We start from the raw sequence: 26,755 nt of genomic DNA, 5'->3' as shown, positions 1-26,755 counted from the left end.
CCCTGCACAGCACGTCATCTGTTCGATGCCTCCTCATGACCGAGAGCGTATCTCTCGCCCCAACTCCCATCGGGCATTTATTAAAGCAATTTACTATAATAATGGTTGAATGTCGTCAAGCCTCGTCTTAATGATTATCTAGGGAGACGGTTTTTGCTTCCGGCGCAACGAGTTGCGTTCATTCAGCGGTCGCGCTAGGTGTGGCGCACCGGCATGCGCTTAAAGCAAAGTGCTTTTGACTATGGTTTTCAACGGTGGAATCGGATGGCAGGAAAAGGCAGCAATTCCGTCCAGCTCCGTCACTACAACGAGCGCGTTGTCCTGGATGCCGTTCGGCGTTTCGGCCAAGCGTCGAAGGCAGAGATCGCGCGGTTCGCGCATCTTACGCCACCAGCTGTCGCTGCGATCGTCGAGGCTCTCGTCGCCGGCGGCTACCTGGTCGAAAACGGCAAACGCTTCGGCGGCAAGGGCCAGCCATCTGCCATGTACGGACTTGCCAGCAGCGGAGCCTATTCGATCGGCTTTCATATCGGCCGCAGGGCCATGGATGCCATCCTGATCGATTTTGCCGGGCAAACCTGCGCATTCGAGACCCATGACTACGACCATCCGGATCCTGAGAGCATAAGGCGTCTCGGTGACGGGGCGATCGGGCGGTTCAGGACCCAGCTCGGGAGCGACGAAAGTTCGCGCCTGATCGGCATCGGGATATCAGCCCCTTATTTCATCGGCGGGTGGGACGAGGAGCTGGGCTTTCCCGGTGATGTCCAGCTCGCCTGGCGGTCCTTTGACCTGAAAGCCCATTTCTCAGACACGCACAATCTTCCCGTCATGATCGAGAACGACGCGTCAGCAGCCGCCGTCGCCGAACTGGTCTACGGATTGGGCAAGAAGTTTTCCGATTTCCTGCATATTTCGCTCAGCACATTCGTCGGCGGAGGGCTTGTCGTCGACGGAACGTTGCAGACCGGTCCGAACGGCAATACGGCCGCGTTCGGGCCTTTCCCGGTCACACATTCAACTTTAAGCTCCGCTCCAAAGCCGACTGGAAAATTCGAAGTCCTGCTGCATCGGGCGTCGATCTACACGCTCGTCCATCATCTTAAAACAAACGGGATAGACATAAAACGTGTCCGGGATCTCGACCCGATGCCGGCCGCCGCGCGGACCCTGGTCTCGGAATGGCAGGATGACTGCGCGGATGCCCTTGCCCAGGCAATCATCGGAAGCATTTCTGTCATCGATGTCGAAGCCATTGTCATCGATGGGCTTCTCCCCGCCCCACTGCTGATGGAGACCGTTGCCCGCGTCCGGCAATGTTTTTCGGAGATGGTGCCCCCCGGCCTGATCGCACCCACGATCGCCGCCGGCGCTCTGGGAGCCCGGGGTTCTGCGCTCGGAGCAAGCATTCTTCCGCTTTACCTGATGTTCGGGCCAGATACCGGCGTCCTTATGAAAAAGGGCAACGATAAGAAGCCGCTCTTGATTGGCTCGTAGGAAGTTGACCGTGCCCTTGGTTTTCACCAAGGCGATTGAGGTTTCAGCCACAGCCCTGTCCATTAACGGGATATATCCATGTGATTAACCATGTTGCTTAGCCTTTGATTCATCCTCACGGAGCAGTTTGCGGCCGGGATGTATAGAAACCAGCGCGATCGGGAGTCGGGGCTGGGAAATCGAGTCGTAACGTAGCTTTTCGCAGGCATCTGCGGCATTCGAGATCAATTCCCGGAGGAAGACATCTTTGTCGGAGTAAGCCGAGTGCACCATCATGTGGAGCAGCCGACTGACATCCGCTTCGAACGCATGTTGCTCAGGCTGCCGCTCTTCTACTGTCGTCATCGACAATCCCCATTTTGCAGAAGTCACGCGTCAGATGGTTTTCCGCTGACGGATTTCAAGCGCCCCACCTTAGCGGTTGATAGCTCGGCTCCGAATGTCCGGGAACGTTAAGTGGCTTTTAGAGAGCGAGAAGTTTTGCGCAACGTTGCAGACGAGTTGCCCTGCACTTACCGGTCGAAAGATCCCATTGATTGCTCAAGTCGATCCTCCCTTGTCGAGACGTGGTGTTTCAGGCGTCGCGGCGATCAACATGTACCGCGGCTAGCCGGTCGCATACTTGCGCCGCCGTGACTGCCATCGCAGGCGCGCCTCCTTCAAACAATGAGCATATCAAGGCAAAGGCGCTTCCGCGCCGGCGCCAGTTCGCGCACGGCTTGACCGGTTCAAAGGTCAGCCGCAGGAGGGTTAGCAAAGCGCCGCTCGCAACGAGCGGAACCCGGGTCCGAAGCTTTGCGGGAGGAGTGCATTGCTTCGCTGACTTAAGATATCAGAGGGTGCCCCGACCGCCAGCGCTCAGGTCGCAGTGCAGCCATGCGCTTGCTGCAATGCAACAGAAATCTCCGCTTATTTTTCCACCATTGTGGTCGGGAGGCAGCGTTCTCAGGTACTGGGCTCGAAACCGACAACGAACTCGATCACCTTGGCAGTGGACATTTCGCACGGCTTTAGGATCGACCCCGGTCCAGCCAATCGATAGAGGTTGAAGCTGACGATATTTGTTCCGCTAAGCTCCTCTCCGTATAGCCAGATCCGTTTGCCATCCTGCGACCGCTTGACGGTCACGCCCCATGATCGCTGATCAAAATGTCCGTCGAGATAACCGTCGGGCAATTTCGCAAGCGCGTCTTCGAACGTCGCCAGAAGAGGTGAAGGTGTTTCTCTGCAAGCCGTCATGGTGTCAGGCATTCGTCGCAGATTCCGCAGCTATCGTCATTCATGATCGATGCCGGTCGTATCTTTCGACAGCAGGGACATGTCGTTGAGTCCGCCGTAAACGTTTCGCGCTCCGGCGGAAAAATTTCGATCCAAACTTTCGCTGCCAGCATATTGGGTGCTCATCGATCCATGGCGATGCTCCGGGTTTGGGCTTACACCAGAGATAGTATGCCTCGACGGCTGCACAAGCCGGCAGATCGCTGTCAGGCCGATCCCACTTCACCAGGGCCACAATCAGGTGCCATTTGACAATTTTCTCCCGTGATAATCAGACCTTCCGCGATTGCGGCCGCCACCGCAGGCTTGCTGGGAAGTGATGGTAGATATCGGCGGCCGACATTTGTTGCGGATTTTTGCTGGCTGTCTCTCTGCCCATGCGGTCACCTCCGCACACGATGCCCTAAAGGCCGTCAAGGGAGGTGGGGTCCCAACCATTGCCGTGGCCACACAGCGCCCTAATTGCAAGGACTTGGCGAGAGCGACCGACATGTCGATGTCTTCGAGCAACGCCAAGTTCACGGAGGCGGAATTGGAAAAAGACCTCGTCCCCCGACGTGTATATTCGACCTCGCCATCCTCCCCATCACGAATGCCTGCCTTCGCGAGTGTACTCGCTGTTATTGCTATTCTGTATTTCGGCAAGGAAGTACTTCTACCTCTAGCAATCGCAGTCCTGTTGACGTTCGCCTTGGCTCCCATTTCCTCCCGTCTTCGAAAGCTTGGCCTGCCTCGTATTCCGGCGGTCATTATCACTGTCGTGCTCGCTTTTCTTGTCCTTGTCCTGTTCGGGCTTGTCGTAGCGGGACACATTGCCGAAGTTGCGCAGAACCTTCCGGCCTACCAGGGCAATATCATAGCGAAAATCCGCTCTCTGCAGGAAAGTGGAACGGATAGTGGCATTGTGCGGCGCCTGACGTCAGTCGTTGAAAGCGTCGGTCGTGAGCTCAGCAATGCGGAGGAGCGCCCAGTTGCTCCCGGTACCGCATCGAGACCAAGGGAGCCTGTGCTCGTCGAGATATTCGCGCCGAGTAGACCAATTGAAACGCTCACTAGCCTGATTGGTCCTCTGCTTGGTCCCATCGCCTCATTGGGTTTGATCATCGTCGTGGTAATATTCATGCTGTTGGAACGGGAAGAGCTTCGCGATCGCTTTATCCGGCTCGTTGGCTATGGCGATCTGCATCGCACAACAGAAGCCATCCAGGAGGCGGGAAGCCGCGTCGCACGGTATCTTCTTATGCAGTTGGTGGTGAACTGCGCTTATGGCGTTCCATTGGCTCTTGGACTGTGGGCGGTTGGCATTCCAAATCCAGCGCTCTGGGGGATGCTGGCCATCGTCCTTCGATTTGTCCCCTATATCGGGCCTGTCATCGCTACAGTTCTGCCGCTGTTCCTGGCCTTTGCAGTAGACCCTGGCTGGAGCCTTGTTCTCTGGGTTTCGGCCATTTTCGTCGTGCTGGAACTGACCAGCAATAACGTCATCGAGCCCTGGCTCTATGGTTCTCGTACCGGCCTCTCTCCGCTGGCAATCATCGTCGCGGCGATTTTTTGGGCATGGCTGTGGGGACCAGTCGGTCTTGTGCTGTCCACGCCCCTGACCGTGTGTCTTGCAGTGTTGGGCCGGTATGTCCCGCAGTTCGAGTTCCTTGAGGTCGTTTTTGGTAGTGACCCGGTGCTCGATCCCAAGGAGCGGCTGTACCAGCGGCTTCTTGCCGGCGATCCCGATGAGGCGACCGACTACGCTGAGGAGTTCCTCGAGGAGGATTATCTGGAGGATTACTATGGCAAGGTTGCCATTCCCGCCCTTCTACTCGCGGAGAAGGACAGGCGTCGAGGCGTCTTGACCGCGGAGCAGATGGAACAGGTGTTCGGGACCGCCATCACACTGGTCTCGAACCTCGGGGAAATCGCGGAGGAAGAAGAGCAGGAAGAGGAAGACGAACAGAAGGAGACGGAAGCGGCAGGTCGGCCCACCACCCCCCTCAAGGAAGGAAATGGGGATGAAAGCGAACTACCTGATGGACGGGGCAAGACCGTCTTTTGCGTCGGAGGCAGGGGCCCGCTCGACGACGCGTCGGCTGCGATGCTTGCCCAGATTCTTCAGGTACAGGGAGCCGAGGTGGTCGCAGCGAGGCATTCTGACATCCCCAATCGCCGTGCCATGAGCCTCGTTCCGAAACAATCGAACGCCGTCGTGGTTTGCTTCCTCAACGAGGACTCCGCAAGGCACGCCACCATACTTGTTCGTCGGTTCAAGCGCATATACCCGGCCATTCGGGTCGGCGCGGTCCTTTGGGTGGAAAATCAGGAGGAAGAGCAACCGCCTGCGCTTCGGGAGGCGGATTTCGTTGCCACCACCTTGACCTCAGCTGCCCGCGAGGCACTCGCCGATGCACCAGCATCATTGGTGACGCCCGCGCGCAAAATTCGAACGAGGCGATCCTCGAAAAAGACAGGCATACCCCCCGCACAGTCCAGAATTTAGCGGCAAGTCTTGCCCGGATATGCCGGAACTAGATGTGATGGGACCAGAAGTCCTACGTCGTATTCGTCAACGCTCCAATGCGTCTCGGAGCGGCCGAACGCCAGGAGCTGCGCGTCATTCGTCCGTTCTCGGCCGACATTGATTCCACGAGGTAATGACACGGTGCTCGACCAATTAGGGTTAGGCCGATGTGCCCGTAATCCAAGAGGATGTTCTGCCCTTGCGTTCCACCGCGGGCTCCTGCTGGTCGGCGACCGTTCCCAGGACGCTCGATTTCACCGCCTCATTCACGACAATTTCCCCATCGGCTGGCGGGTTGGCTGCGGCCCCCCCGACTGACGGATGCCGCTGAACGGCTGATCAAATGACATCGATCTCCCGCCGTTGACATGAGCCTCCGGCCCCGCCGGAGTATCCGGCGCACATTGGGTCGATTACGAGGTTTACGGTGCGTATTTTCGTTAAGTGGAAGCGGCGCCGAGAATCCAATCTCTAAGGGCAGAAACTTTCAGATTGCTGTGCTTCTCTTCGGGATAGACCAGGTAATAGGCGAACGTCTCCATATGGGTCGGTTTCGCGAGCTTGACGAGGCGCCCTTCGTTCACATCGAGCGCCACCATCGCGGCCGGGAGCAGGCCTGCACCTTGGCCGGCGATCACAGCGCTGAGGAGTAGGCTGGAGTCGTTAAAGGAGGGGCCGCGAGGGACCTCGATCTCGTCGATGCCTTGCGCTTGAAACCAGAGGCTCCAGCCCTTCCGGTCGGCGTCGTGAACTTGCGGCCACCGCGTCAGTTCGTCAGACAGTTCCGGCATACCCAAGTGCTCAACAAGTGACGGCGCCGCAACTGGCACCATCTCGACGGAAACGACGCGATAGCTCCGCAAGCCAGGATAGCGACCGACGCCGTGGCGCACGGCAAGATCAACGCCGTCACGCGAAAAATCCACCAGTGCGCCGTTGGTAAGTATCTGAAGGTCGGAGCCGGGCGCGATGGGCGTGGCCCGACAGCGGATGGTGATAAAGTTTCATGTGATCGCTCCTGATTGAAGGCCGGGTCCGTTCCCGATCCATGCGAACAGGATGCAACGGGCGATCAGCGGCCTGAATACTCATGTTTGACAGTGCACCGTTACGCTGTACGCAATAGTGCTTGGAACCGCCCCGCGCGGTGAGCTCATTCCGCAAAGCAACGCATAGTCGGATGGGCCTGCTGAAGTCTCCGGGTTACCGGAGCCCTGGCGAGAAATTCTTCAGTCCTGAGGCGGGCTCTCAATGTGGCTGCTATGCCGAACGTCCTTGATGAGATCGACGAACCGCCGCAGTTTGGCGGGGATATTCCGTCTTCCGGGATAATAGAGGCAGAGCCCCGGATAGGGCGGGTCCAGTCGGCAAGAACCTGCTCCAGCCTTCCAGCGGCGACGTCGTCTGATACCTGCCGTTCGTTGAGATAGGCAAGTCCGGCTCCTTCTCGGGCCGCCCGGAGCATCAGGTCGCTGTCGTCGAGCGTGAGCTTGCCGGGAACGTCAAGCGTGAAGCTCTCTCCTCGCTTTTCGAACTCCCAGCGATAGAGCGTACCGCTCGCCATCCGGGCGCGGATGCACATGTGGTTCTGAAGGTCGGCCGGAACATGAGGCCTGCCATGGCGGCGAAGATAGTCGACCGAACCGACTATGGCCGGACCGACAGTGTCGCCGATCGGAACGACGACCATGTCATGGGGAACAGCCTCTCGGATTCTGATCCCGGCGTCAAAGCCCTTGGCATTGACGTCGACCAGCGCGCCCTCCGTGACAATCTCCACCGCCATCTGCGGGTTTCTGCGCATGTATTCCAGGATCAGTGGCGTCAGAATCATGCGGGTCGCACCCACCGACGTGTTGATGCGCAAGATACCCGTGGCTTCCGCACGATGCTCGTCGACATGCTCGACGGCGCTGCGAATTGCCTCCAGCGCCGGACCGACGCTCGCCACGAACTGTTCGCCCGCGGCTGACAGGACCACGCTCCGCGTCGAGCGGTTGAACAGTCTAACGCCCATACGCGCCTCCAGCGCGGCGATCTGCTGGCTCAGCGAGGACGACGGGATTCCAAGCTCGCGCGCTGCGGCCCGAAAACCACCTTGGGAAGACACAGCGAGAACTGCTTCGAGTTCGGCGAGCGAGCCACGCATCATTGTCCGTAATTCCCTATCAGGCTGAGCAATTTTAGCCAGCTTATCAGGACAATGGAGAAATGCCAGATAGGCCTGACAGTCGAAAGGAGTTAGACATGCGCAACCTCGACAACATCTATATCGACGGTGAGTTCGTCACGCCAAAGGGCACCGAAACGGGCGATCTTCATAATCCGTCCACGGAAGAGAAGATCGGAACGGTCCGGCTTGCCGGCGTCGAAGACGCGCGGGACGCCGTCGCCGCGGCGAAGCGCGCCTTCCCCGCATTCTCACGCACGTCGAAGGCCGAGCGCATCGACATGCTGAACCGATTGAACGCCGCCGCCGCCGGGCGCGTTACCGATCTTACCCAAGCAATGGCGCTCGAATATGGCGCTCCGCAAAACTTCACACGGTTCGCCATCCCCCATGCTGCTTCGAGTTTTCTGACCATGGCATCCGTTCTGGAGGACTATGAATTCGAACGCTATAGGGGCCGCGCGCGGGTGGTCATGCAGCCGTCTGGCGTCGCCGCGGCCATCACTCCCTGGAACAGCAACATCGGTTTCATCACCTCGAAGCTCGCAACCGCCATCGCCGCCGGTTCGACGATCGTCATCAAGCCAAGCGAGATGAGCGCGACCCAGACGCAGATCCTGACCGAGTGCCTGCATGAAGCGGGCCTGCCGAAGGGCGTATTCAACATTGTCAACGGGTATGGCAATGTCGTCGGCGCGGAACTCAGCCGGCATCCTGATATCGCGAAGGTGACCTTCACCGGCTCCACCGCGGTCGGACGGGAGATCCTCCGCAACGCGGCCGACACCTTCAAGCGCGTCACGTTGGAGCTTGGCGGCAAGGGTCCAAACATCATTCTCGACGACGCAGATCTCGATCTGGTCATCCCCGCCGCATTGCGGATGGGCTTCATCAACAGCGGCCAGGCCTGCATTGCCGGCACCCGTGTTCTGGTTCCGAACCATCGTCTTGACGAAGTCCTGGCCAGGCTGAAGCAGGAGATCGAGACGTTCAAGGTCGGCGCCCCCAACGATCCCGACGCGATGATCGGGCCGATGGTGAGCCGCAAGCATTATGATCGCGTCCAGTCCTATATCGAACTGGGAACGAAGGAAGGCGCCCGCCTCCTGACGGGCGGCCCGGGGCGGCCCACCGGTCTGGATCGCGGCTGGTTTACGAAGCCGACGATCTTTTTCGGGGGGGACAACCAGATGCGCATCGCGCGCGAAGAGATCTTCGGGCCGGTCCTGTCGGTCATCGCCTACCGCGACGAGGAGGAAGCGGTCTCCATCGCAAACGACACCCCGTACGGCCTTCAGGCCTATCTGCATGGCACCGACGCCGCACGCATGCAGGCGCTCGCGGATCGACTTGACAGCGGGCGGGTGGTCATCAACGGAGCGCCGCATGAACCGCTCGCTCCATTTGGCGGGTTCAAGCAGTCGGGGATTGGTCGCGAATACGGCGTGTGCGGCCTCGAAGCATTTCTTGAGCCGAAAGCCGTCATCACTTAACGACGATGCTCCGAGCGGCGATCGAACCGATCGGCTCAGGAATTCTGCAGCTCGATCAGGACCTTTCCGACGGCCTTGCCGCTCTTCTGAAACTCATGCGCTTCGGCAATTGCGTTGAGGGGATATGTCTTTACAATCTGCGGAACGTATGACCCTGACGTGGCGCAGGCCGAAATCTCTTCGGCCGCCTGCCGCATCGCCGCTTCCGGCATGGTGTAGACATAGACGAAACGGAATGAGAAGCCTCCTAGCAGCGCCGGGAAGAACGGTATTGTAAGCTTGGCCTGCGGTGATTCCGTCGAGTAGGCCGAGACGACGCCGTCGCGGGCGAGACAGACGATCGCCACGTCGATATTGGCGGCGATGTCGACGTCCACGATACGATCGACGCCGCGGCCTTCGGTTGCCAATTTGACTGCCGACCCGATGTCCTCCTCGTGCCTGTTGATGGCGAGATCGGCCCCGGCCGCTCGCGCCACCTCCGCCTGCTCCTTGCGGCTCACCGTCGCCGCCACCCATGCCCCGGCCCATTTCGCAAGAAGGATCGCCGCATTGCCGACCGCGCCGGCACCACCCTGCACCAGAACCCGCTTGCCGCGCAGGTCTCCATTGGCGAACAGGCAGCGATGTGCGGTCATTGCCGGAACGCCGAGCGACGCCCCGATCTCAAAGGCCACGTTGTGGGGCCTGCAGGGAGGGCACGACGACGAATTCCGCTGCCGTGCCGAAAGCGTTGCCCCATTGTGCCATGTAGATCCACACCCTCTCGCCGAGACGCGTCTCAGGCACGCCGGGGCCGACGGCGTCGATGACGCCCGACCCGTCCTGATGCGGAACGATCCGTGGAAATGGCATCGCTTTGCCGCCGAATCCGGTTCTCGTCTTGATGTCGGAAGGATTGAGGCCGGCGACCACCTTCACCCGGACCTCTCCGGCTCCCGGGTGCGGGTCGGGCAGGTCACCGACAACCAGCACTTCCCTCGCAGATCCTTGTTTGTCGTAGAACGCAGCTCGCATGGCGCACCTCCAATCAACTGGTTCCAACTAGGCGGGTTACAGGCGATCTTGCAAGTAGGCAACAGTTCTGCCTATAGGGATAGAAAGTACACCATTGGAGACCATGATGGGCCTCGGCCAGAAGTGTCCCGTCGAGACCACCGTCGACGTCACCGGCGGCAAGTGGAAGCCGATGATCATCTACCGGCTGCTGGACGGCCCGCGCCGGTTTGGCGAGCTGCGCCGCCTGGTCGGCGACCCGAGCCAGCGATCCCTGACGATGCAGCTCCGAGAGCTTGAAGCCGACGGGATCATCGCCCGCGAAGTCTTTGCCGAGGTTCCGCCGCGCGTGGAGTACTCGCTCACCCCGTTCGGGCAGACGCTCGCACCCGTGCTCATGGCCATGCGCGACTGGGGCGTTGCGTTTCAGGAGCGGCGTGCGGCGACACGGTCCTAAATTCTCTTCTGCGCTACCCAGCCGCAGCGTTCGCGGAGAACCTCTCGACAAAGAAGTCGATCAGAACCCGGACCTTCCGGGACACGTGCGATCCCGGCGGCCGCACGATGTAGACGCCGATCTCCGGCAGGGTGTATTCGGACATGATCGGCGCGAGCGTGCCCGCCGTCACGTAGCTTTGCGCGATTACGACAGGGAGGGCCGCGACGCCCAGCCCGGCCGCCGTCCCTTCGGCGATACCCACAGCGCTATCGGCCTTGAACCGTCCCTGCCCATTGATGACGACCGTTCGGCTGCCGTCCGACACCTTCCAGCTTTCTGTCCCTTGTAGGATGGCCTGGTGCTCGAGCAGGTCCGAGGGCTTCTTCGGCACGCCGTGGGCACTCAAATAGTCCGGATTGGCAAACAGCCCGGCCGCGAAAGCGCCGATCTTGCGCGCCGTCAGGTTCGAGTCCTGCAGGTAGCCGACGCGTATCCCGCAGTCGAAGCCTTCTGACACCAGATCAACGTAACGGTCGCTGTAGTGCGCATGGAGCTGCAGGAGCGGATGGAGACGAGCGAGCTCAGCCAGCGCCGGCGCGAAATGTCCGGGACCGAAGGACGATGGAACCGCGACGCGCAGGCGCCCCCGCAGCTCACCGGTCGGCAGCATTTCCTCGCGCGCCACGTCCATTTCCAGGCACATGCGGGCAGCGTGCTCGCGGAAGGAGGCGCCAGCTTCCGTGAGTGATGCCCCTCTGGTCGTGCGCGCCAGAAGCTGGACGCCAAGTTCGGTCTCGAGGCGGACGAGACGACGGCTGACGATCGATTTCGGCAGTCCGAGACGACGGGCGGCAACCGTGATGCCGCCGCCGTTTGCAACCTCAACGAAGGTCTGCATGTCCTCGAAGCAGATCATTTTTGTGTTCCATTTTCCGTTCCACAGAGTGGCAAATCATTGAGCTACCGTGCCATCAATCGCAACGCTAAATTCAAGTCATCGAGCGGATAAAAACGAATTTCACCAACCTCCGCCGACAAGGAAAAGGAACACGACAATGCACAAGCAAGTATTCACCCCCGAAAATTCCGCAATGCTGCTGATCGATCATCAGATCGGCACGATGGCGTGGACGCACTCGCACGATATCAACCTGGTCAAGCAGAACGCGCTGAAGCTCGCCCGCATCGCCAAGGCCGCCAACATCCCGACCATCCTGACATCCAGCATGGAAGACCAGATCCAGGGACCGCTACTCCCGGAACTCGAGGAAATCCTGCCCGAAGCCTTCGAAGCCCGCATCAAGCGCCCCGGCATCGTCAACGCCATGCACCACGATGGCTTCAACCAGGCGGTCGAAGCGACCGGCCGGAAAAAGCTGTTCGTCGCAGGCGTCACGACGGAGATCTGCGTCACCTTCCCGGTCCTGCAGATGCTGGATGAAGGCTACGAAGTCCAGGTCTCAGCCGACGCTTCCGCCTCCTATACCAAGTACGGCGACGACATCGCGCTACGCCGCATGGAAAAGGCCGGAGCGATCATCACCACCGTCGACCAGATCATCTCCGAACTCGCCGTCGACTGGACGAGTCCGCTGGGTCAGAAACTGGTCGGCATCCTGAACTATCATTGAGCGCGCAATGGTCGCGCTTGGCGCGGGCCAAAGAGCCCGCCCCCGGATCGAAGGAAGACAATCATGACCATCACCAAGATTCCAGCCGGCCGGATGCGCGGGAACATCAGTCAGGGCTTCGGCGTCGAAATCCTATATCCGGGTCTCTCCCCAACGCCCGATGATAGCGGGATCGGTCCGATCGGCAGGATCGACCGTGCCCAGGTCCAGCCGGGTCACCTTATCGCCATGCACCACACAAAGACGACGAGATCCTGACCTATATCCGCCGCGGCGAGATGCTCCACAGGGACACGGTCGGCAACGAGGTGAAGCTCGACAAGAAGCGTTTCATCATGATGAATGCCGGCCACACCTTCCAGCACGAAGAGCTGATGCTCGGGGACAGCCCGGTTCGAGCGCTGCAGATTTTCCTGCGGCCCAACGCTCCCGATCTTGAACCGATGGTGCAGTTTCATGATTTCGTTGACGAGAGCAGCGAGAACAATTGGCGTTTGATTGCCGGGCCGCAGGGGGCGCCGCTAACCGTGCGATCGAACGTCCTTGTGTTCGACGCCCGCATTACGAAGGACACCCGGCTAACCCTGCGCGCTGCGGGCGATTCCCGGACGGGTGTTGTGCTCTATGTCTTCGACGGGGCGATAGATTTTGGCGACGTCACGCTCACAACCGGCGAAAGCGCGTTCACGCGCTCGTTTAATCGCCAGCTCACAGCCAGGGCCGATTCAGATGTCGTCCTGTTCGCGTTCGACGTTGAGGTACACGTGTTTCGTGGCGGCATGTTCAGCGGGAACCAGAAACGCGTCGGTTAAACTAGAGATGCCACATCTATTGATGGCGGCGTGGAGATATCACCGTTCTGCTCCGCCTCGCCATGGTAAAGCTGGGGTCGGCCTCCTCGCCTTGAAGGGAATCGAGCCGTCTGTTCATCACCCCATTCAGACGCGCAGCGCCTCGATAAACGGCGCGCAAACCGGCCCACAGGTATTTTCGCGTCGGTAGTAGAGATAAAGCCAGTCCTCTGGCGCATTCCAGGATGTCAGGCATTCGATCAGGCTGCCATTCTGGACATACGGACGCGCCCGTTCCTCCCAGACATAAGTCACCCCACGCCCGAAAGCGTGGTCTCGACTATCAGTTCATGGTCATCGAGCGAAAGAGATTCGGTCGGCTCGAACTCGATGATCTGCCTGAGCGGCTTAACTCCCGGGCATAGGGTTTGCCGCTTGGATAGATATTGCGGATGCAGAGATGAATGGCGCACCGTCTCGGTCTTGACCGACTTCGCTGTTGACGAGTGACTGGCAAGCCATTGGAGCTCGCCTGACGGGAACCCGTTTCCAATTGAAGCTCGGCGGCCAATGGTGACCGCCGAGCACAAACTGAATCTTTCTTGGAATGGCCTAAGTGAGGCCTTTTCTCAGGCCAGCGAGACTATGCTTTTTCCGCATGAGATCTGCTGCCCGCTCTCCGATAACCACGCACGGCGCCATCGTATTGCCAGTGGTGATGCGCGGCAAGATCGAGGAGTCAGCGATGCGAAGTCCATCTATGCCGTAGACCTTGAGCTCGTTGTCGACCACAGACATGCTGTCGCGTCCCATCTTGGCTGTGCAAGATTGATGCCAATAGGTCACGGCCGAGCGCCGTATGAAGTCGATCATTGCTGATCTGTCGCGCGCACCCGGCGCTGTCTCGCCGGTTACGAGGGGCTTGAAGGCGTCGCTGTTTCCGAGGTCGCGGCACAACTCCACGGCGACCAAGGCCGCAGCCATGTCTTCCGGTTCACTGAGAGAATTTGGTTCGATCAGGATAGGGTCATCTGCGTTTGGGCCGGAGAGCCGCAACCGACCACGGCTTTTGGGTTGGGCAAGACCATTAAACATCGTCCAGCCATGTTCAGGCGTCTCGAGACCTGTCTCGATCGGCGACGGCACGGCAAATTCCAACTGGCACTGAAGTATGTCGGGCTGGGAAAGACGCGAGTCACTTTTCCAGTAGAGCTTTGCTTCGCAGCCGCTACCACCGATAGCTTCCGCTTTTTGATAGGCCCAGGTGCAGCCGAAAGCGAGGTGATCCTGATGATTGCGACCGACACCCGGCAGGTGCTGAACGGCAGGAATGCCGTGGGCGTGCAACTCTTCTTTCGGACCAATTCCGGACTGCATCAACACCTTTGGCGTGTTGATGGCGCCAAGTGACAGGACCGTCTCGGCACGCGCCGTGAACTGTCGTCTCTGGCCATCGACAAGAACCTCAACTCCCGAGACGCGCTTGCCAACAAAGATGAGGCGCGAGACCATCGCACCGGTGAGCACTGTCAGGTTTGGACGCGATAGGAGTGGACGGACATAAGATCCGAAAACGGATTCCCGTTTGCCATCCCGGATCCGCAGCTCCGCAATCGATGCGCCGCCTGGACCTTCCATCATTTCACCGTTCGGCGTGTCGTAGACCGGAATGCCGATCGTGGATGCCGCACGCAACAAAGCCTCGGCGACTGGCTGGGGAGCCTCCGGCTGCGCAACATACGCCGGCCCTCCCACACCGCGACGCATTGGGTCCGGAGCGCCGCGCCAGTCTTCGATCCGACGATAATACCCAAGGATCGACTGATAGCCCCAGGCGTCATCGCCCGCTTCGGCAGCAAAGTGGTCCCAATCCGCCTTGTGCCCTCTCGCCCACACCATGACATTGATGCTCGAGCCTCCGCCAAGTCCCTTGCCCATGCTGAGAGGCAGACGTCGGCCATGCAAGCCAGGTGCCGGTTGCCCAACAAAACCCCAATCACGGCTCGAACCGAGATTGAGCGGCCACTGCGCAGGATTCGAAACAGACTCGGCCGCATCGTCTCCGCCTGCCTCAAGCAGGAGAACGCTGGCATTCCCATCCTCTGCCAGTCGCGCTGCGACCACGGAACCGCTCGACCCGGCGCCGCAGACGATGAAGTCGAAAACATGATCGGCCTCGCGCTGAGGAGCGGGCGGACTTTGGTCATACGTATTGAGCTTCACGTGGTTACCTCCGTGAATGTGTTTGGGAAAATTTCGAAAATGCCGGGGAGAGGCCGACACGCAATGGATTTCTGCCGGAGTTCTTGCGGCGTTTTACGTGGCTGCATCGTCGCCGACACACCTTGCTGTAACGGGCTGTGCTCACCGTCATCGGGACAGTGCAGTCTGTCCCGATGAGGGTGTCTAGGTTATTGCTTCTTTGCCGAGACAGACTTGGCAGCCTCATCGATTGTATCTGCGACCACCTTCGGCTGCGTCATGAACAGGGCGTGGCTTGCTGACACCTTGGTGATCTTGGCATTGATGCGCTCTGCCATGTGGATCAGCATGGCCTGATCAAAAGCCTTGTCCTCGGTGGCGATGACGGCCCAGCTCGGCTTGGTCCGCCAGGCGGCATTTTCAAGCTTCGTGCCGAACGCGGACATGTTGATCGGCACTTGAGACGAACTCATGAACGCGGCATCGGCGTCGCTGACGTCGTGGGCAAAGCCCGACTTGAACTTGGCCGGGCTGACGTAGCCGAAACCATCCTTCGTGGTCTCGATAACGAACTCGGACGCAGGCGCAAATCCCTCGTACTGCTGCGCCGTCGTCTCGCCAGCATCCGGGGAGAGCGCAGAGACATAGACAAGACCTTTCACCTTCTCATCGATCCCGGCTTGCGTGATGACGGAGCCGCCCCAGGAGTGTCCAACGAGAATGACCGGACCGTCTTGCAGCTCCAGGGCACGCTTGGTGGCGGCAACATCGTCCGCAAGCGACGTCAGCGGGTTTTGCACGATGGTGACGCGATAGCCTCGTCTTGTGAGATTGTCGTAGACACCCTTCCAGCCGGAGCCGTCCACGAATGCACCGTGAACCAGAACGACGTTTCTAACCGATTGATCTTGCGGAAGCGATTCAGCGGCCTTGGCCGGCAAGGCGACCGAAAGGGAGGCTGCAAATGCGATTGCAGCAATCGTGGTGATGGTCCCGCGTGTCATGACTTTCTCCTCATCATTTGCGATAATTGTTATCGCGATATGCAAGCTGACAGAGTTGAAACCCTACGTCAACTTGATTCTTATCGCGATATTGGTTTTCGTGATATTTACGATTATATGTGTCAGCACAGGAGTTCAAAATGACGCAACGCCACAACGATCCCCCGCCCCTGCGCGACCAACTCTGCTATGCGATCTATACCGCCGGCATCGCAATTCAGCGCGCCTACAAGCCGCTGCTCGACGAGCTTGGGCTGACATATCCGCAATATCTCGTCCTGAACGTTCTATGGGGGCGCGACGAGCAGACCGTGGTTTCCATTGCCGACCAGCTTGCTCTGGAATCCAGCACGTTGACACCTCTTCTGAAACGCCTGGAAGCTGCCGGGCATGTGAGCCGGACACGAAATCTCAGCAATGAACGCCAGGTTCTGGTGGCGCTGACTGACCAGGGGCGCGCATTGCAGCACAGGGCCGGCTGCCTCAGCGACACCTTGCTTGCAGCCTCGACCCAGACACCGCCGCAGCTCGCGGCCTTGAACCGAGACGTGCGGTTTCTGCGCGATGCGATCTACTCCCAGATCGGCGGGTGGGATGCACCCGCCTGACCGGGCGGTAGATTGGCCTGGATATTCAAGCTGTGGGAACAGTCCCACCGTCGATCACATGCTCGGTCCCGGTGATAGACGAAGCTCGGTCCGAGGCAAGGAAGGCGATCAGGTCGGCGACTTCTCCCGGCTTGGCCGGCCGGCCCAGCGGTATGCCACCAAGGGAATCCATGATCGTCTGCACAGCTTCGTCGTAACTGATGCCGGTTTCCTCCGCGATACGAAGCGCGAGACCATTGGAGCCCGGATCGGCGATCCAGCCGGGAGAAACCCGCACCACCCGCACACCCTTCGGAGAAACCTCCTTGGAGATGCCTTTGCTGTAAGTGTTGAGCGCACCCTTCGCTGATGCGTAGCCGGTCGTCGCCTGATGCAGCGGAAGGACCCGCTGGATCGAGGTCACGTGAATAACGACCCCGCTTCCCTGGGCGATCATCCCGGGAATGAGCGCGCGATCTAACCTAACAGCCGGGAAAAAGTTGAGGTTTAATTCCTTTTCCCATTCGTCTTCGGTGAGCGCAGCGAATCCGCCGGAAGGTGCCGAGGAGCCACCCAGCATATTCACGAGGATATCCACTCCGCCGAGCTCCTGGTGAACGGCGTCAACAACGGTCTGGACGCCATCCAAAGTGGCCAGGTCGGCTTCGACGAAGGCCGCGCCGGAAACGTCCGCCGGCTTCTTGCGAGCTGTGGTGAGCACACCGGCGCCGAGTTCCTTGAACAGCGCCACGGTTGCCGCGCCTGCACCCGCAGTGCCGCCAGTGATGAGAGCCCGACGGCCCTCAAGGGTAAGAAAAGCGCTCATATCGTGATCTCCAGTTCAGCTACCTTTTCGCCCGACAGGGCGAAGACAAAACGCAGGTCGATCGGGCTGCCAGGGAAGTCGCCAGCTGTGTGTGCCGTTACCTGCGTCTTGCCGTTCTCGATGGTGATCAAAAAGGGTTCCACGGTGTAGCTGTATTGCTGAGCCTCATCGGCCATCCATGCGCGGATAGCATCGCGTCCCATATGGGTCTTGCCCTTATCCTTCACGATGCCGTTTTCGGTGAAGGTGCCAGCGATGGCATCCGGACTGCCTGTCCGGTCTGCCTCGAAATAGGCTTCGATGGCCTTTGGTAATTTGATCGTCATTCGGTCCTCCAGTCATTCTCTCTGTATCGACGTGGTTCGACTCTTTGACGTCGACTGACAGAAAGGTAGACCACCCTTATTGACGGGATAAGCCGGATAAACGAGGATGAAACGTTGCGAAAAGAGGGACAATGACCCGATCCGTTCTCGCTGAACTCGATGCCGTTCTGGCGATCGCCCGCATCGGGTCCTTCCGAGCCGCCGCCCTTGATCTGGGCATATCCACCACTGCCTTGAGCAATTCCATCGGGAAGCTTGAGCAGCGACTGGGCATCCGCCTGTTCAACCGGACGACAAGAAGCGTGTCGCTGACCGATGCGGGGCGAACCTTTGTCGAGCGGGTTGGGCCGGCTGTGACCGATATCCGTGACGCGATGCAGGCGGCCCAGTCGCTACAGGAGGTTCCGACCGGCACACTGCGCATCAATGCGTTTGCCACCGCCGCCCGAGAGGTGATGGAACCGCTAATCCTCTCGTTCCTCCAGCGCTATCCGCAGGTGCATGTCGACCTGGTCACTGAAGGCCGGATCGTCGACATCGTCGCAGCGGGCTTCGACCTTGGCCTGAGGCCAGCGGATCTCGTCCCCGCTGACATGATCGCCGTACCACTCGGCCTCAAACGCAGCAACGCCGTTGTCGCGTCGCCGGAATTCCTGCGTACGCATGGCACGCCAAACGTCCCAGCCGACCTCTACCGGTTTCGCTGCATCCGCGCCCGTCTTCCCAACAACGCGCTGTTCCGATGGAAATTCGAGAGGGACGGGGAAGCGCTACAGATCGACGTGCAGGGTTCGATCACCTTGGACGAGTCAAGTCTTGTCAGGATCGCGGCGCGGAATGGCATCGGTCTCGGCTACGTTATGGAGGCGGACGTGCGGGATGACATCGTTGCCGGTCGGCTTGTACGTGTGTTGGAAGACTGGACACCGTCTCTGGCGCCACTAGCTCTGTACTACCCCGGCAGGAAGAACCCCCCGGCCGCTTTCACCGCGTTCATTCAGGCTGCCCGCGAGTTCGCGAGAGGTTGAGCGCCCGAGGTTGCATCCTGCGACTGCTGCTTGGTCTCGATGTTGCCGGTTTCCAACATTGATCGAGACCGTGATTGCGTCTCCGCCGGTCGCCGGACACCGCCACACATTCATCACGATGTTGCGGACCGGATGCATTGACCGACCATGCGGTTCACACCATCTAGGCCGCATGGCGAAACACGAGAAGAGCGACATCGAGCTGATTAGGACGTGGACCTTGTCGACAGCGGTCACCATGGGGTCGTTAGTGAGGGCAAAGGGGCTTCTCCAGGAGATCCAGGCGCGACTCCCACCTATGTTCCAAGAAAGCGATCTCCCTCGAAGGAGTTGATCTTATCTTGGCAATGCCAGCCGATGCTAAGGCTGCTTTCAATGCCGTGGCTTCGGTCGTCTCCAAAGCGTTAGAAGAAGCGCCATCCCTGCCCGTCATCCCGCGCGAGATCCAGGATATCCTCGGCATGAAGACGAGCGAGCGGCATCGCTGGCTTGCAGACGGCCGGCTTCCGAGCGCTGGAACGAGAACCGTGAGGCTTGCGGGACGCGCCCGCCAGAGTCTTTGATCCGAAGGTGGTTGAGGATCGTCTTGACCGTGGTGCCGTCGATGGTGGCGCGTTGAGGATGCGAAGGCGAAGGCCGAGAAGAGAGCGAGGGCTGCGTCGAGCCTCCGGGGCTGGGAAGACTTCGATCTCGATGGCCTAATTCGTTGATCGACAGAGTATGAAGACGCCGAGACATGATGATGAGTTCGGGTGAAACACCACATTGAATATGCGCCAGTGCGAGGATGGCTTTGCTACGCAAGCTTTGGCCCTGATAGTCGCGGGTAAACCGCTCACTCCGTTTTACGGAGCCCCAGTGGCGAGCTGGTTGATATCACACCCGTTGAGGACCGTAACTTTGCTAACCGGCGTTTTGTCGAGCACTTAGGAGATGATGCCGCAATTTTGGAGATGAGAACCGGGATCTTTATCACCCTTAGTTGTCAGGGCCATTTGCCCCCGCCATCACTCGATCCCATGTTGGCCTTGCAGGGCTATCAGCTGGAGGACGCTGAAGGCCTATTCTGAGATTTGTCCGCGCCTAAAAAGCTAGGCTGGAGCCGGCGTTTGGAATGATCGTGCCGGTGCGACAGCGCATAATAGTGGGCGTTGCCACCGAATCTGACCCAGCCACCGAGCATCGTAACTGGAGCAGATCTGGTGGCAGAAGGGATTCCTGTTATTTGTGAATCATGATTCACTTGCTTTATGACGAAGCGCCGCCTCCCCCTGGCCGCGCATGCCGACACGCTGTCGCTGAAGGCGCTGCGGGAGTTGGTGACTGGTCTGGTGGAGCGGGCTGATCGGGCAGAAATCCGGATCGAGAAGCTTGAGGCTGACAACCGAAAGCTTCGTGAAGACAACGACCTGCTCAGGGTAGAGAACACGCGGCTGAAGGTCGACAACCAGCTTCTGCGCGACGAGATTGCGCGGCTTAAAAACCTGCCGCCGCGCCCACCCTTCAGGCCGTCGGGCATAGAACAGGCAACAAGTGACAAAACGGTTGCCGGCAGCCGAAAGCCTGCGCGGCGTCGCGGGCCGAAAGGCGACAAGGGCAGCGTCACGCGCGAAGAGGTGCTGCCTGCCAACGCACCACCCGGATCGCGCTTAAGGGCTACAAGGATTGCGTGGTGCGGGATCTGGTCGTGCGGGCCGAGGTGACCCCTGGCCTCCCTGGTTGCAGCTCGCGCCTGAACGCTCTCGGCCCTTCGAGCACCCTGCTCGGCGTCAGACATGCTGATTGTGTCGGCACGGCCATCAAATCAGCCCCGCTTACGAGCATCAGCCATGAATCCATTAGTTTGGAAGATTGTAACATTATGAAATCATGGTAACTAAATCACCAAGTGGAATTCATTGGCCAATTTGCTTCCGTTAGAGAAGCGGAAGAACAGTTGGCATTGTAACCATCGATAAGTACCTCTTATCGATGGTAGATTGATTTCGACCCGCAAATCAGAAAGAATCGCAGCAAATCACGGCCATGGAGGCCGCCGAGACCGTGCTTTTGGAGCGCCTGTGGCCAAACCCAAGAAATCATTGTCCGCGGTTGAGCGGCGCGCCGAAGAACTCGACACGATCGCCGCCGTCCTGCCGATCGAACGCCGTAACGAGCTCGCCGAGCTACTGAGCGACCACGATGTCGAGACGCTGCGCCATCTCGTCAACCAAGGCATGGGCGACAATACGCTGCGGGCGCTGACTTCGGATCTCACTTACCTTGAAGCCTGGGGACTGGCGGCGACCGGAAACCCCCTGCCCTGGCCGGCGCCCGAGGCGCTGCTGCTGAAATTCGTCGCCCACCACCTTTGGGACCCGCAGCGCCGCGAGACGGATGCGGATCACGGCATGCCCGCAGACGTCGACGAAAAGCTTCGGCAACAGGGGTTTCTCAAATCCGTTGGCCCGCACGCGCCATCGACGGTGCGCCGGCGACTGGCCAACTGGTCGACATTGAGCAAATGGCGTGGCCTCAATGGTGCCTTCGCCTCCCCTGCCCTCAAGTCGGCCATTCGTCTCGCCGTGCGCGCCGTCCCCCGGACGCGGGGTCGCAAGAGCGCCAAGGCGGTCACCGGCGACGTGCTGGCCAAATTGCTGGCGACCTGCGCGACCGATAGCCTGCGTGATCTGCGCGACCGGGCGATCCTGATGGTGGCCTTTGCCTCCGGCGGGAGAAGGCGGAGCGAAATCGCCGGGCTGCGCAAGGAGCAGTTGACAATCGAACCGCCGATCCCGGTCGAGAATGGTACCCCCCTCCCCTCCCTCGCCATCCATCTCGGTCGCACCAAAACCAGCAGCGGCGAACAGGACGACGTCGTCTATCTGACGGGCCGGCCGGTAGAGGCACTCAATGCCTGGATGGCGGCGTCGAAGATCGACAGCGGGAGCGTGTTTCGGGCGATCGGGCGGTGGGGGACAGTGTCGCGGCGGGCGATCGATCCGCAGTCGATCAATGCCATCCTCAAGCAGCGAGCGGAGATGGCTGGGTTGGATCCTGGGGAGTTTTCCGCGCACGGGCTACGATCTGGATATCTGACCGAGGCGGCAAACCGTGGCATCCCTCTGCCGGAGGCGATGGAGCAGTCCCGCCACCGCTCGATTCAACAAGCGTCAAGTTACTACAACAGCGCGACACGTCGAAGCGGGCGGGCGGCTCAGATGGTGTGATATATGATGTTCGTATGCGACGCGCGGATGCAGCGCTCTTCTGTCACCGAGGAGAGGCCATTGATCGCCGAGCATCCCATGCCGAGGCGGGGAATTTCGCGGCCGTCCCAGACAGTCGCCAGCGCGACCGGCGCGGCGAGCCGTTAGGCACACACCAATGTGTACGCCGCGCGACGCGCCAACTGATACAGCCCAAACTCAACATATTGTCCTTGCAATTACGGAATTACCCTCCATAAATGCAAGGATGATTGAACGTCGAATATCTACAAAACTGATTGAGTTGATCGATTCGAGCCCCGCCGTTGCGCTCATTGGCCCGCGTCAGGTCGGCAAGACGACGCTGGCGCTTGCCATAGCCGAACAGCGCCCATCAATCTATCTCGACCTGGAATCGGATGCCGACCGCGCCAAACTCACCGAGCCGGAACTATATCTCAGCCAGCACAGCGACAAGCTCGTTATCCTGGATGAGGTTCACCGGCTACCAAATCTTTTTCAGAACTTGCGTGGGCTTATCGACCGGGGCCGGCGAAATGGAAGAAAGGCTGGCCATTTCCTGCTGCTCGGGTCCGCATCTATCGATCTATTGAAACAGTCGGGTGAGACGCTGGCCGGTCGCATCGCCTACCTTGAAATGGGTCCGATCGACGGCCTGGAAGTGCCAGTTGACGATCTGAATACGCTATGGGTGCGGGGCGGCTTCCCAGATAGTTTCCTAGCAGCGAGTGATCGTGAAAGCCAGCGCTGGCGGCAAGACTTTATTCTAACCTATCTGGAACGAGACATTTCCTTGCTTGGTCCTCGCATTCCAGCCGAGACATTGCGGCGCTTCTGGACCATGCTTGCGCATCACCAATCAGGACTGCTAAATGCCGCGGAATTTGCGCGTTCGCTCGGCGTCGATGGCAAGACGGTCGCCTCCTATCTCGATCTCCTGGTTGATCTACTCCTCGTACGACGCCTAGAGCCCTGGCACGCGAACATTGGCAAACGCCTGGTCAAATCACCGCGGGTCTATGTTCGCGATAGCGGCATCACCCACACCCTTTTGGGACTGACCACTCAGGAGGACCTTCTCGGGCACCCGGTCGCCGGAGCAAGCTGGGAAGGATTCGTGATCGAGACCTTGATTGCAGCAGCGCCGCCCGGAACTCAGTGCAATTTTTATCGGACGTCGGCTGGTGCCGAGATCGACGTTCTTCTAACGCCCCCGGGCGAACGACCTTGGGCTATCGAAATCAAGCGGAGCCTGACACCGAAACTCGAGAAAGGCTTCTATCTTGCATGTGAAGATCTCGACCCGGCACGACGCATCGTCGTTTACCCTGGGCAGGAAACTTTCCCCCTAAAGCACGATGTGGAAGCAATGCCGCTAGCCTCGATAGGCAAAGCTCTGATTAGTCTTACTTAGGGCGTATCCGGATTTAGTTGAATCGGCAGGGATTCCGTTTTTGGGTGTTTTGTGATTCAAGATGCTGGCTGGAGTGGAGGCCAGCATCGAATGACGCGACCTCTTTCCAATGATCTTCGTGAGCGTATTGTTGCTGCAATCGAAGCCCGTGAGAGCTGCCGGTCGGTTGCGGCGCAGTACGGTATTGCCGTGTCTTCAGCGGTAAAGTGGTGGCAGCGTTATCGTTCGAGCGGTTCTGTCGCGCCTGGGAAGATGGGCGGCCACCGCGCTGCGATCGGCTCACCGCACCCTGTGTCTTCGATGGACCGATCAACGGTGAGTGCTTCGCGCCTATGTCGAGCAGCAAATCGTACCAGCGCTCAAACCCGGCGACATCGTCGTGATGGATAATCTCGGCTCCCACAAGTCGACCGCCATCCGTCAGATGATCCGCAACGCTGGTGCTCGGCTCTGGTACTTGCGGCCACACTCACCCTCCGAAAAACGTCCACATCCGATCCTTTGCTGACGCATGCTCATACGCTTTGAGTGCTGGTTGTAACGCAGCCGAACGCGGCGCGTTTGATTGCCGACACATGGGTTTGCTGTCCTTTGGATGACGTCGATTCGAACCTTTCAAGGTGCTCTCTGGGTCTCCGCGACCACCTTTGATCCATTACATGAGCGATAGAGTTCATTTCTATCACTCATCGCAATAAATTATCGTGAGTTATAGAGGCCGCCTATAACTCATGAAGTGGAACTGGACGTAGGAAGGTTGGCCGCATTTCATCTATGTTCATGCGCCGCTTGAACCACTCGAAAGCCGATTCCTTCTGTCCTCGGGGGAAGTGATCGGCGCAATTCGTCACACTTTGAACGTCAGACCGCTCGGCACCTACCGGTAACGTCCGAAGTTCCCCGAAGCTGTGTCGCTTTTAGTGAGTGAGCTTTTTGAGGTAAGAGAAGGGTCACATCCTTGTATGCACTCAAAAGGTAACAGCTGTTACCTTTTGAGTCCCTCTTATTGAGATCGCGTGGTTCGCCCAACGCGACCAATAAAAAAATTCAGTTGATGTCCCGGCCAAACGGGTGTGTCGACCGGACCCTGCCCGGCCCTCTCCGTCCGTGGATAAGCAGCTTATGTCGGATAGAGGAGGGAAAACGAGGCGACGATCGGCACCCCCACCCGTCCATCTCTCCCGGGCGAGACGGCCCCCAGAACTCACACCCGAAAGCGCCATTGCCGTCATACCTGGGACTCTTCTGCTTGGCGGGTGCCGCACACCCCGACTACAAGTTCGGGACCTCTAGGCATCAATGCACAATTATCTCCAGCGGGGCACAAGCGCGACGAAACAGGTGGCATAGCTTCCTTAATGAACATTCGAAGACCTCCTTCGCCTATGCCCTCCAACACCCATGTTCTTCTGCGAGCCGAGTAACTCCAAGGGCGCGCAAAGCTTTTCACCGCCGAAAAGCATGAAGCACGCAGGCAGGGAGCGAGATCGCAACCGCCAGAACCGTCGACGCTGATCTCCGTGATCGATACTGAACAATCAACGGCGACACATTCACATCGGAGGGTGTTCAAGATCGGCAGCCAGGCAGGGTCTTTCAGTGGACACGAGGAATGACGCTAGTCGGCCACGGCTTTGAGGGCAGATACTTCAGTGCAGTTGCCAGCCCTCGCCGTCTTGCTGTGAAATCCAGATGCAATATGGCTGCATTGACGTTCGGCGCAAACGGATACCCGTCGAAACGACCACTCTTCCTGTATGCACCGCTCCATTGCCGCCCATCCGAGCCAGATACCAAGGCCACCCCCTTGAACTCGATCACTTCCCGTAGCGCCTATAACGCAAACTCGGCGCGATGGACCCGTTCCTCAAGCCCAAGGGCGGGGTAACAGCTGTTACTTTTTCGCCTATCTATTCCGCTTGTTCATCTCGCTACCGGCAAGACCGTGAAGGCTTTTTGAGAGGTGAAGACTTCCATCGACCGCCCGGTCGACCATTGCACGGAAATAGCCCCCGGGCTTTGCAATCAGCTCCGGATCACGCAAGGATTTTTCGAGCACGGTCGCTAAGATGGCGGAGGCTGCATAACGGCCGACCCGCCCTACGCCGTCTACCCATGCAGCCTCCGACAGGCCGATCATGCGCCGCATCATTTCGGCCGCCCCGACAACATCGGACCATCCGTCAAACTCCACGCTGACACATTCCTGCGCCGCCCGGCACCCGACCTGCAGCAAGCCAACCGGCACCGTAGCTAGAACGGCACCTTGGATATCACCAACTGTCGTTTCCACCAGCGGCAACCGGGATTGCATGTCACCCGCCGCTGCTTGAGGCTTATTTTCATAAGCCATTTCGACGGCGGAGCCGTCGTCAGTTGAAATTATGTCTCGCTCGTGAGAGCGGGTCCGTTGATTACTATCAGAAAGGTTTTTAGGGGTTGTATTAATAATAGAGGTGACGCTGATGTCACCCGCGCATGACATACTATGCTCATGGAAACGTTGTTCAGCGTACTCAAGAACCTCTGCGTGGATTGATTCGAGACCGCTTGCCTGTTCGGCCCTGTCGGCAACGCCGTCGATGATTGCTTGCGCAGCGCTCCTCCAGATATCTGCCTTTTCCGGGAACGCCTCGCAGGCATCGATGATTGCCCTGGAAACCCTCGTGACCGCGCGACGTGCATCCTGGCTGGCCTTGAGTTCCCTTTGATAGTTCTCGACGCTCTCCCTGATCTCGGCGAGCCGTACGCGCGCTGGCGTGAAATCAAGCCCGAAGCCGCTGGCAACTATCCCGTCACTGTCGCGGTACACGAAACGCCGGCCCGTCGGACTGTCACGGTAGGCGGCGATCCCAGCCTCGACGATCCTGCGCAGGCAACGTGTCACTGTGCGCTCGGAGCGCAGCGTATATTCGGCAAGCTTGGCATTCGAGATGGCAACGATCGGTCGCCCGCCGCCTTTCCAGTCATCAGCGCGCGAGAGGCCAAGGAGAATGTCCAAAACATGATAGGTCGTGCCGTCGATCCCAAGGATCGGCGCTGCCTTTTTCAGCAGGAGAGAGATCTCCGACTTCGAGGTGTCCGGTATGTCGTTGGCCATCGCCATACGCGCGCTTGCGAGAATGGCCGGACTGACGCGCCTGAACGATGCGATTGCCGTTGCTTCTGTCATGGGCTAGCTGCCCGCAACGCCTTGGCGTGCGGCTCCATCGAGATTCTTGTTGATGAAAGCCGGCAGACGGGCACAGTTTTTCATTCCCGGCTGTTACGCAGGGGTTGATTGTGCCAGCGGTCCGTCATAGAATCAGTTTGTAAGAGCTGATGTCGATGGGACGTTTTCGTACTGTCGGCTAGG

At 59.2% G+C, this 26,755-nt stretch carries 21 protein-coding genes and 7 pseudogenes; 15 read left to right on the top strand and 13 right to left on the bottom strand.

The genetic code is table 11. The features are described from left to right. Positions 1-264 precede the first annotated feature (264 nt). Complete coding sequence (locus K6N12_RS26020; protein ID WP_222135048.1) at positions 265-1,497, top strand: ROK family transcriptional regulator; 1,233 nt, start codon at positions 265-267, stop codon at positions 1,495-1,497. Between the two features lie 102 nt (positions 1,498-1,599). On the opposite strand, the pseudogene K6N12_RS26015 reads toward K6N12_RS26020, so the two are convergent. Together K6N12_RS26015 and K6N12_RS26010 are read right to left on the bottom strand one after the other, a co-directional pair. After that, positions 1,600-1,842 (bottom strand): annotated as a pseudogene (locus K6N12_RS26015) (molecular chaperone HtpG); the annotation flags it as partial. A gap of 581 nt (positions 1,843-2,423) precedes the next feature. After that, positions 2,424-2,748 (bottom strand): annotated as a pseudogene (locus K6N12_RS26010) (hypothetical protein); the annotation flags it as partial. Positions 2,749-3,271: 523 nt separating this feature from the next. On the opposite strand from K6N12_RS26010, the gene K6N12_RS26005 reads away from it, so the two are divergent. After that, positions 3,272-5,263, top strand: coding sequence for an AI-2E family transporter (locus K6N12_RS26005; RefSeq protein WP_222135069.1), 1,992 nt, complete (start codon positions 3,272-3,274; stop codon positions 5,261-5,263). 461 nt (positions 5,264-5,724) lie between these two features. On the opposite strand, the gene K6N12_RS26000 is transcribed toward K6N12_RS26005, so the two are convergent. Both K6N12_RS26000 and K6N12_RS25995 read right to left on the bottom strand, forming a co-directional pair. Continuing rightward, positions 5,725-6,210, bottom strand: coding sequence for a LysR substrate-binding domain-containing protein (locus K6N12_RS26000; protein WP_425517725.1), 486 nt, complete (start codon positions 6,208-6,210; stop codon positions 5,725-5,727). A 303-nt stretch (positions 6,211-6,513) separates the two neighbouring features. Further along, a pseudogene (locus tag K6N12_RS25995) lies at positions 6,514-7,436 on the bottom strand (LysR family transcriptional regulator). Between the two features lie 95 nt (positions 7,437-7,531). On the opposite strand from K6N12_RS25995, the gene K6N12_RS25990 reads away from it, so the two are divergent. After that, positions 7,532-8,947 carry an aldehyde dehydrogenase family protein gene (locus tag K6N12_RS25990; RefSeq protein WP_222149008.1) on the top strand — a complete coding sequence of 472 codons (1,416 nt, stop codon included), beginning with the start codon at positions 7,532-7,534 and terminating at the stop codon, positions 8,945-8,947. A 35-nt stretch (positions 8,948-8,982) separates the two neighbouring features. On the opposite strand, the gene K6N12_RS34245 is transcribed toward K6N12_RS25990, so the two are convergent. Beyond that, complete coding sequence (locus tag K6N12_RS34245) at positions 8,983-9,585, bottom strand: zinc-binding dehydrogenase (RefSeq protein ID WP_246645622.1); 603 nt, start codon at positions 9,583-9,585, stop codon at positions 8,983-8,985. 28 nt (positions 9,586-9,613) lie between these two features. Then, entirely contained in the window at positions 9,614-9,964 is a 351-nt protein-coding gene (locus K6N12_RS34240) for an alcohol dehydrogenase catalytic domain-containing protein (protein ID WP_246645621.1), read from the bottom strand. Positions 9,965-10,070: 106 nt separating this feature from the next. Here K6N12_RS34240 and K6N12_RS25980 point away from each other — a divergent pair, with 106 nt between their 5' ends. Beyond that, positions 10,071-10,400, top strand: a complete 330-nt coding sequence (locus K6N12_RS25980) for a winged helix-turn-helix transcriptional regulator (RefSeq protein ID WP_222135066.1) — start codon at positions 10,071-10,073, stop codon at positions 10,398-10,400. A 13-nt stretch (positions 10,401-10,413) separates the two neighbouring features. Here the strand turns inward: K6N12_RS25980 and K6N12_RS25975 are convergent, their stop codons facing one another. Further along, on the bottom strand, positions 10,414-11,298 hold the full coding sequence (locus K6N12_RS25975) for a LysR family transcriptional regulator (protein WP_222135046.1): 885 nt from the start codon (positions 11,296-11,298) through the stop codon (positions 10,414-10,416). 139 nt (positions 11,299-11,437) lie between these two features. Here K6N12_RS25975 and K6N12_RS25970 point away from each other — a divergent pair, with 139 nt between their 5' ends. From K6N12_RS25970 to K6N12_RS25965, 3 genes are all read left to right on the top strand, one after another. After that, a complete protein-coding gene (locus tag K6N12_RS25970) occupies positions 11,438-12,013 on the top strand; it encodes an isochorismatase family protein (protein ID WP_222135045.1) in 576 nt (191 codons plus the stop codon). A 63-nt stretch (positions 12,014-12,076) separates the two neighbouring features. Beyond that, on the top strand, positions 12,077-12,271 hold the full coding sequence (locus tag K6N12_RS34235) for a hypothetical protein (RefSeq protein WP_246645620.1): 195 nt from the start codon (positions 12,077-12,079) through the stop codon (positions 12,269-12,271). A gap of 20 nt (positions 12,272-12,291) precedes the next feature. Beyond that, complete coding sequence (locus K6N12_RS25965; protein WP_246645619.1) at positions 12,292-12,825, top strand: pirin family protein; 534 nt, start codon at positions 12,292-12,294, stop codon at positions 12,823-12,825. Between the two features lie 126 nt (positions 12,826-12,951). Here K6N12_RS25965 and K6N12_RS34230 read toward each other — a convergent pair whose 3' ends face one another. From K6N12_RS34230 to K6N12_RS25950, 3 genes are all read right to left on the bottom strand, one after another. Next, complete coding sequence (locus tag K6N12_RS34230; protein ID WP_246645618.1) at positions 12,952-13,119, bottom strand: type 2 periplasmic-binding domain-containing protein; 168 nt, start codon at positions 13,117-13,119, stop codon at positions 12,952-12,954. Between the two features lie 297 nt (positions 13,120-13,416). After that, a complete protein-coding gene (locus K6N12_RS25955) occupies positions 13,417-15,027 on the bottom strand; it encodes a GMC family oxidoreductase (protein ID WP_222135044.1) in 1,611 nt (536 codons plus the stop codon). Positions 15,028-15,215: 188 nt separating this feature from the next. Beyond that, a complete protein-coding gene (locus K6N12_RS25950) occupies positions 15,216-16,010 on the bottom strand; it encodes an alpha/beta fold hydrolase (protein WP_222135043.1) in 795 nt (264 codons plus the stop codon). 140 nt (positions 16,011-16,150) lie between these two features. Here K6N12_RS25950 and K6N12_RS25945 point away from each other — a divergent pair, with 140 nt between their 5' ends. Next, positions 16,151-16,618 carry a MarR family winged helix-turn-helix transcriptional regulator gene (locus K6N12_RS25945; RefSeq protein ID WP_222135042.1) on the top strand — a complete coding sequence of 156 codons (468 nt, stop codon included), beginning with the start codon at positions 16,151-16,153 and terminating at the stop codon, positions 16,616-16,618. 25 nt (positions 16,619-16,643) lie between these two features. Here the strand turns inward: K6N12_RS25945 and K6N12_RS25940 are convergent, their stop codons facing one another. Together K6N12_RS25940 and K6N12_RS25935 are read right to left on the bottom strand one after the other, a co-directional pair. After that, positions 16,644-17,423 carry an SDR family oxidoreductase gene (locus K6N12_RS25940; RefSeq protein ID WP_222149007.1) on the bottom strand — a complete coding sequence of 260 codons (780 nt, stop codon included), beginning with the start codon at positions 17,421-17,423 and terminating at the stop codon, positions 16,644-16,646. Next, positions 17,420-17,749: a nuclear transport factor 2 family protein gene (locus tag K6N12_RS25935; RefSeq protein WP_131711419.1), complete on the bottom strand. Its 330-nt coding sequence runs from the start codon at positions 17,747-17,749 to the stop codon at positions 17,420-17,422. Before K6N12_RS25935 ends, K6N12_RS25940 begins: the two co-directional genes overlap by 4 nt. Before the next feature lie 131 nt (positions 17,750-17,880). Here K6N12_RS25935 and K6N12_RS25930 point away from each other — a divergent pair, with 131 nt between their 5' ends. From K6N12_RS25930 to K6N12_RS34225, 7 genes and pseudogenes are all read left to right on the top strand, one after another. After that, positions 17,881-18,777 (top strand): LysR family transcriptional regulator, encoded by an 897-nt coding sequence (locus K6N12_RS25930; protein ID WP_131711418.1) that lies wholly within the window; start codon positions 17,881-17,883, stop codon positions 18,775-18,777. A 172-nt stretch (positions 18,778-18,949) separates the two neighbouring features. Then, a pseudogene (locus tag K6N12_RS25925) lies at positions 18,950-19,487 on the top strand (hypothetical protein). A 540-nt stretch (positions 19,488-20,027) separates the two neighbouring features. Next, positions 20,028-20,479 (top strand): annotated as a pseudogene (locus tag K6N12_RS25920) (IS66 family transposase); the annotation flags it as partial. 358 nt (positions 20,480-20,837) lie between these two features. Then, entirely contained in the window at positions 20,838-21,986 is a 1,149-nt protein-coding gene (locus K6N12_RS25915) for a site-specific integrase (protein ID WP_222149006.1), read from the top strand. A gap of 247 nt (positions 21,987-22,233) precedes the next feature. Beyond that, positions 22,234-23,400 carry an ATP-binding protein gene (locus K6N12_RS25910; protein ID WP_222135065.1) on the top strand — a complete coding sequence of 389 codons (1,167 nt, stop codon included), beginning with the start codon at positions 22,234-22,236 and terminating at the stop codon, positions 23,398-23,400. A 90-nt stretch (positions 23,401-23,490) separates the two neighbouring features. Then, a pseudogene (locus K6N12_RS25905) lies at positions 23,491-23,875 on the top strand (transposase); the annotation flags it as partial. A gap of 295 nt (positions 23,876-24,170) precedes the next feature. Beyond that, positions 24,171-24,251 (top strand): annotated as a pseudogene (locus tag K6N12_RS34225) (Fic family protein); the annotation flags it as partial. 1,055 nt (positions 24,252-25,306) lie between these two features. Here the strand turns inward: K6N12_RS34225 and repC are convergent. Continuing rightward, the gene (gene repC / locus K6N12_RS25900) at positions 25,307-26,572 is read right to left on the bottom strand and encodes a plasmid replication protein RepC (protein ID WP_222135039.1); all 1,266 of its coding nucleotides are present in this window, start codon (positions 26,570-26,572) and stop codon (positions 25,307-25,309) included. Positions 26,573-26,755 lie beyond the last annotated feature (183 nt).

It is taken from the genome of Rhizobium redzepovicii, from assembly GCF_019793435.1.
Classification (GTDB): Bacteria; Pseudomonadota; Alphaproteobacteria; order Rhizobiales; family Rhizobiaceae; genus Rhizobium; species Rhizobium redzepovicii.
Note: the sequence above shows the minus strand (reverse complement) of the source record. Positions and strands in the feature narration are given on the sequence as shown.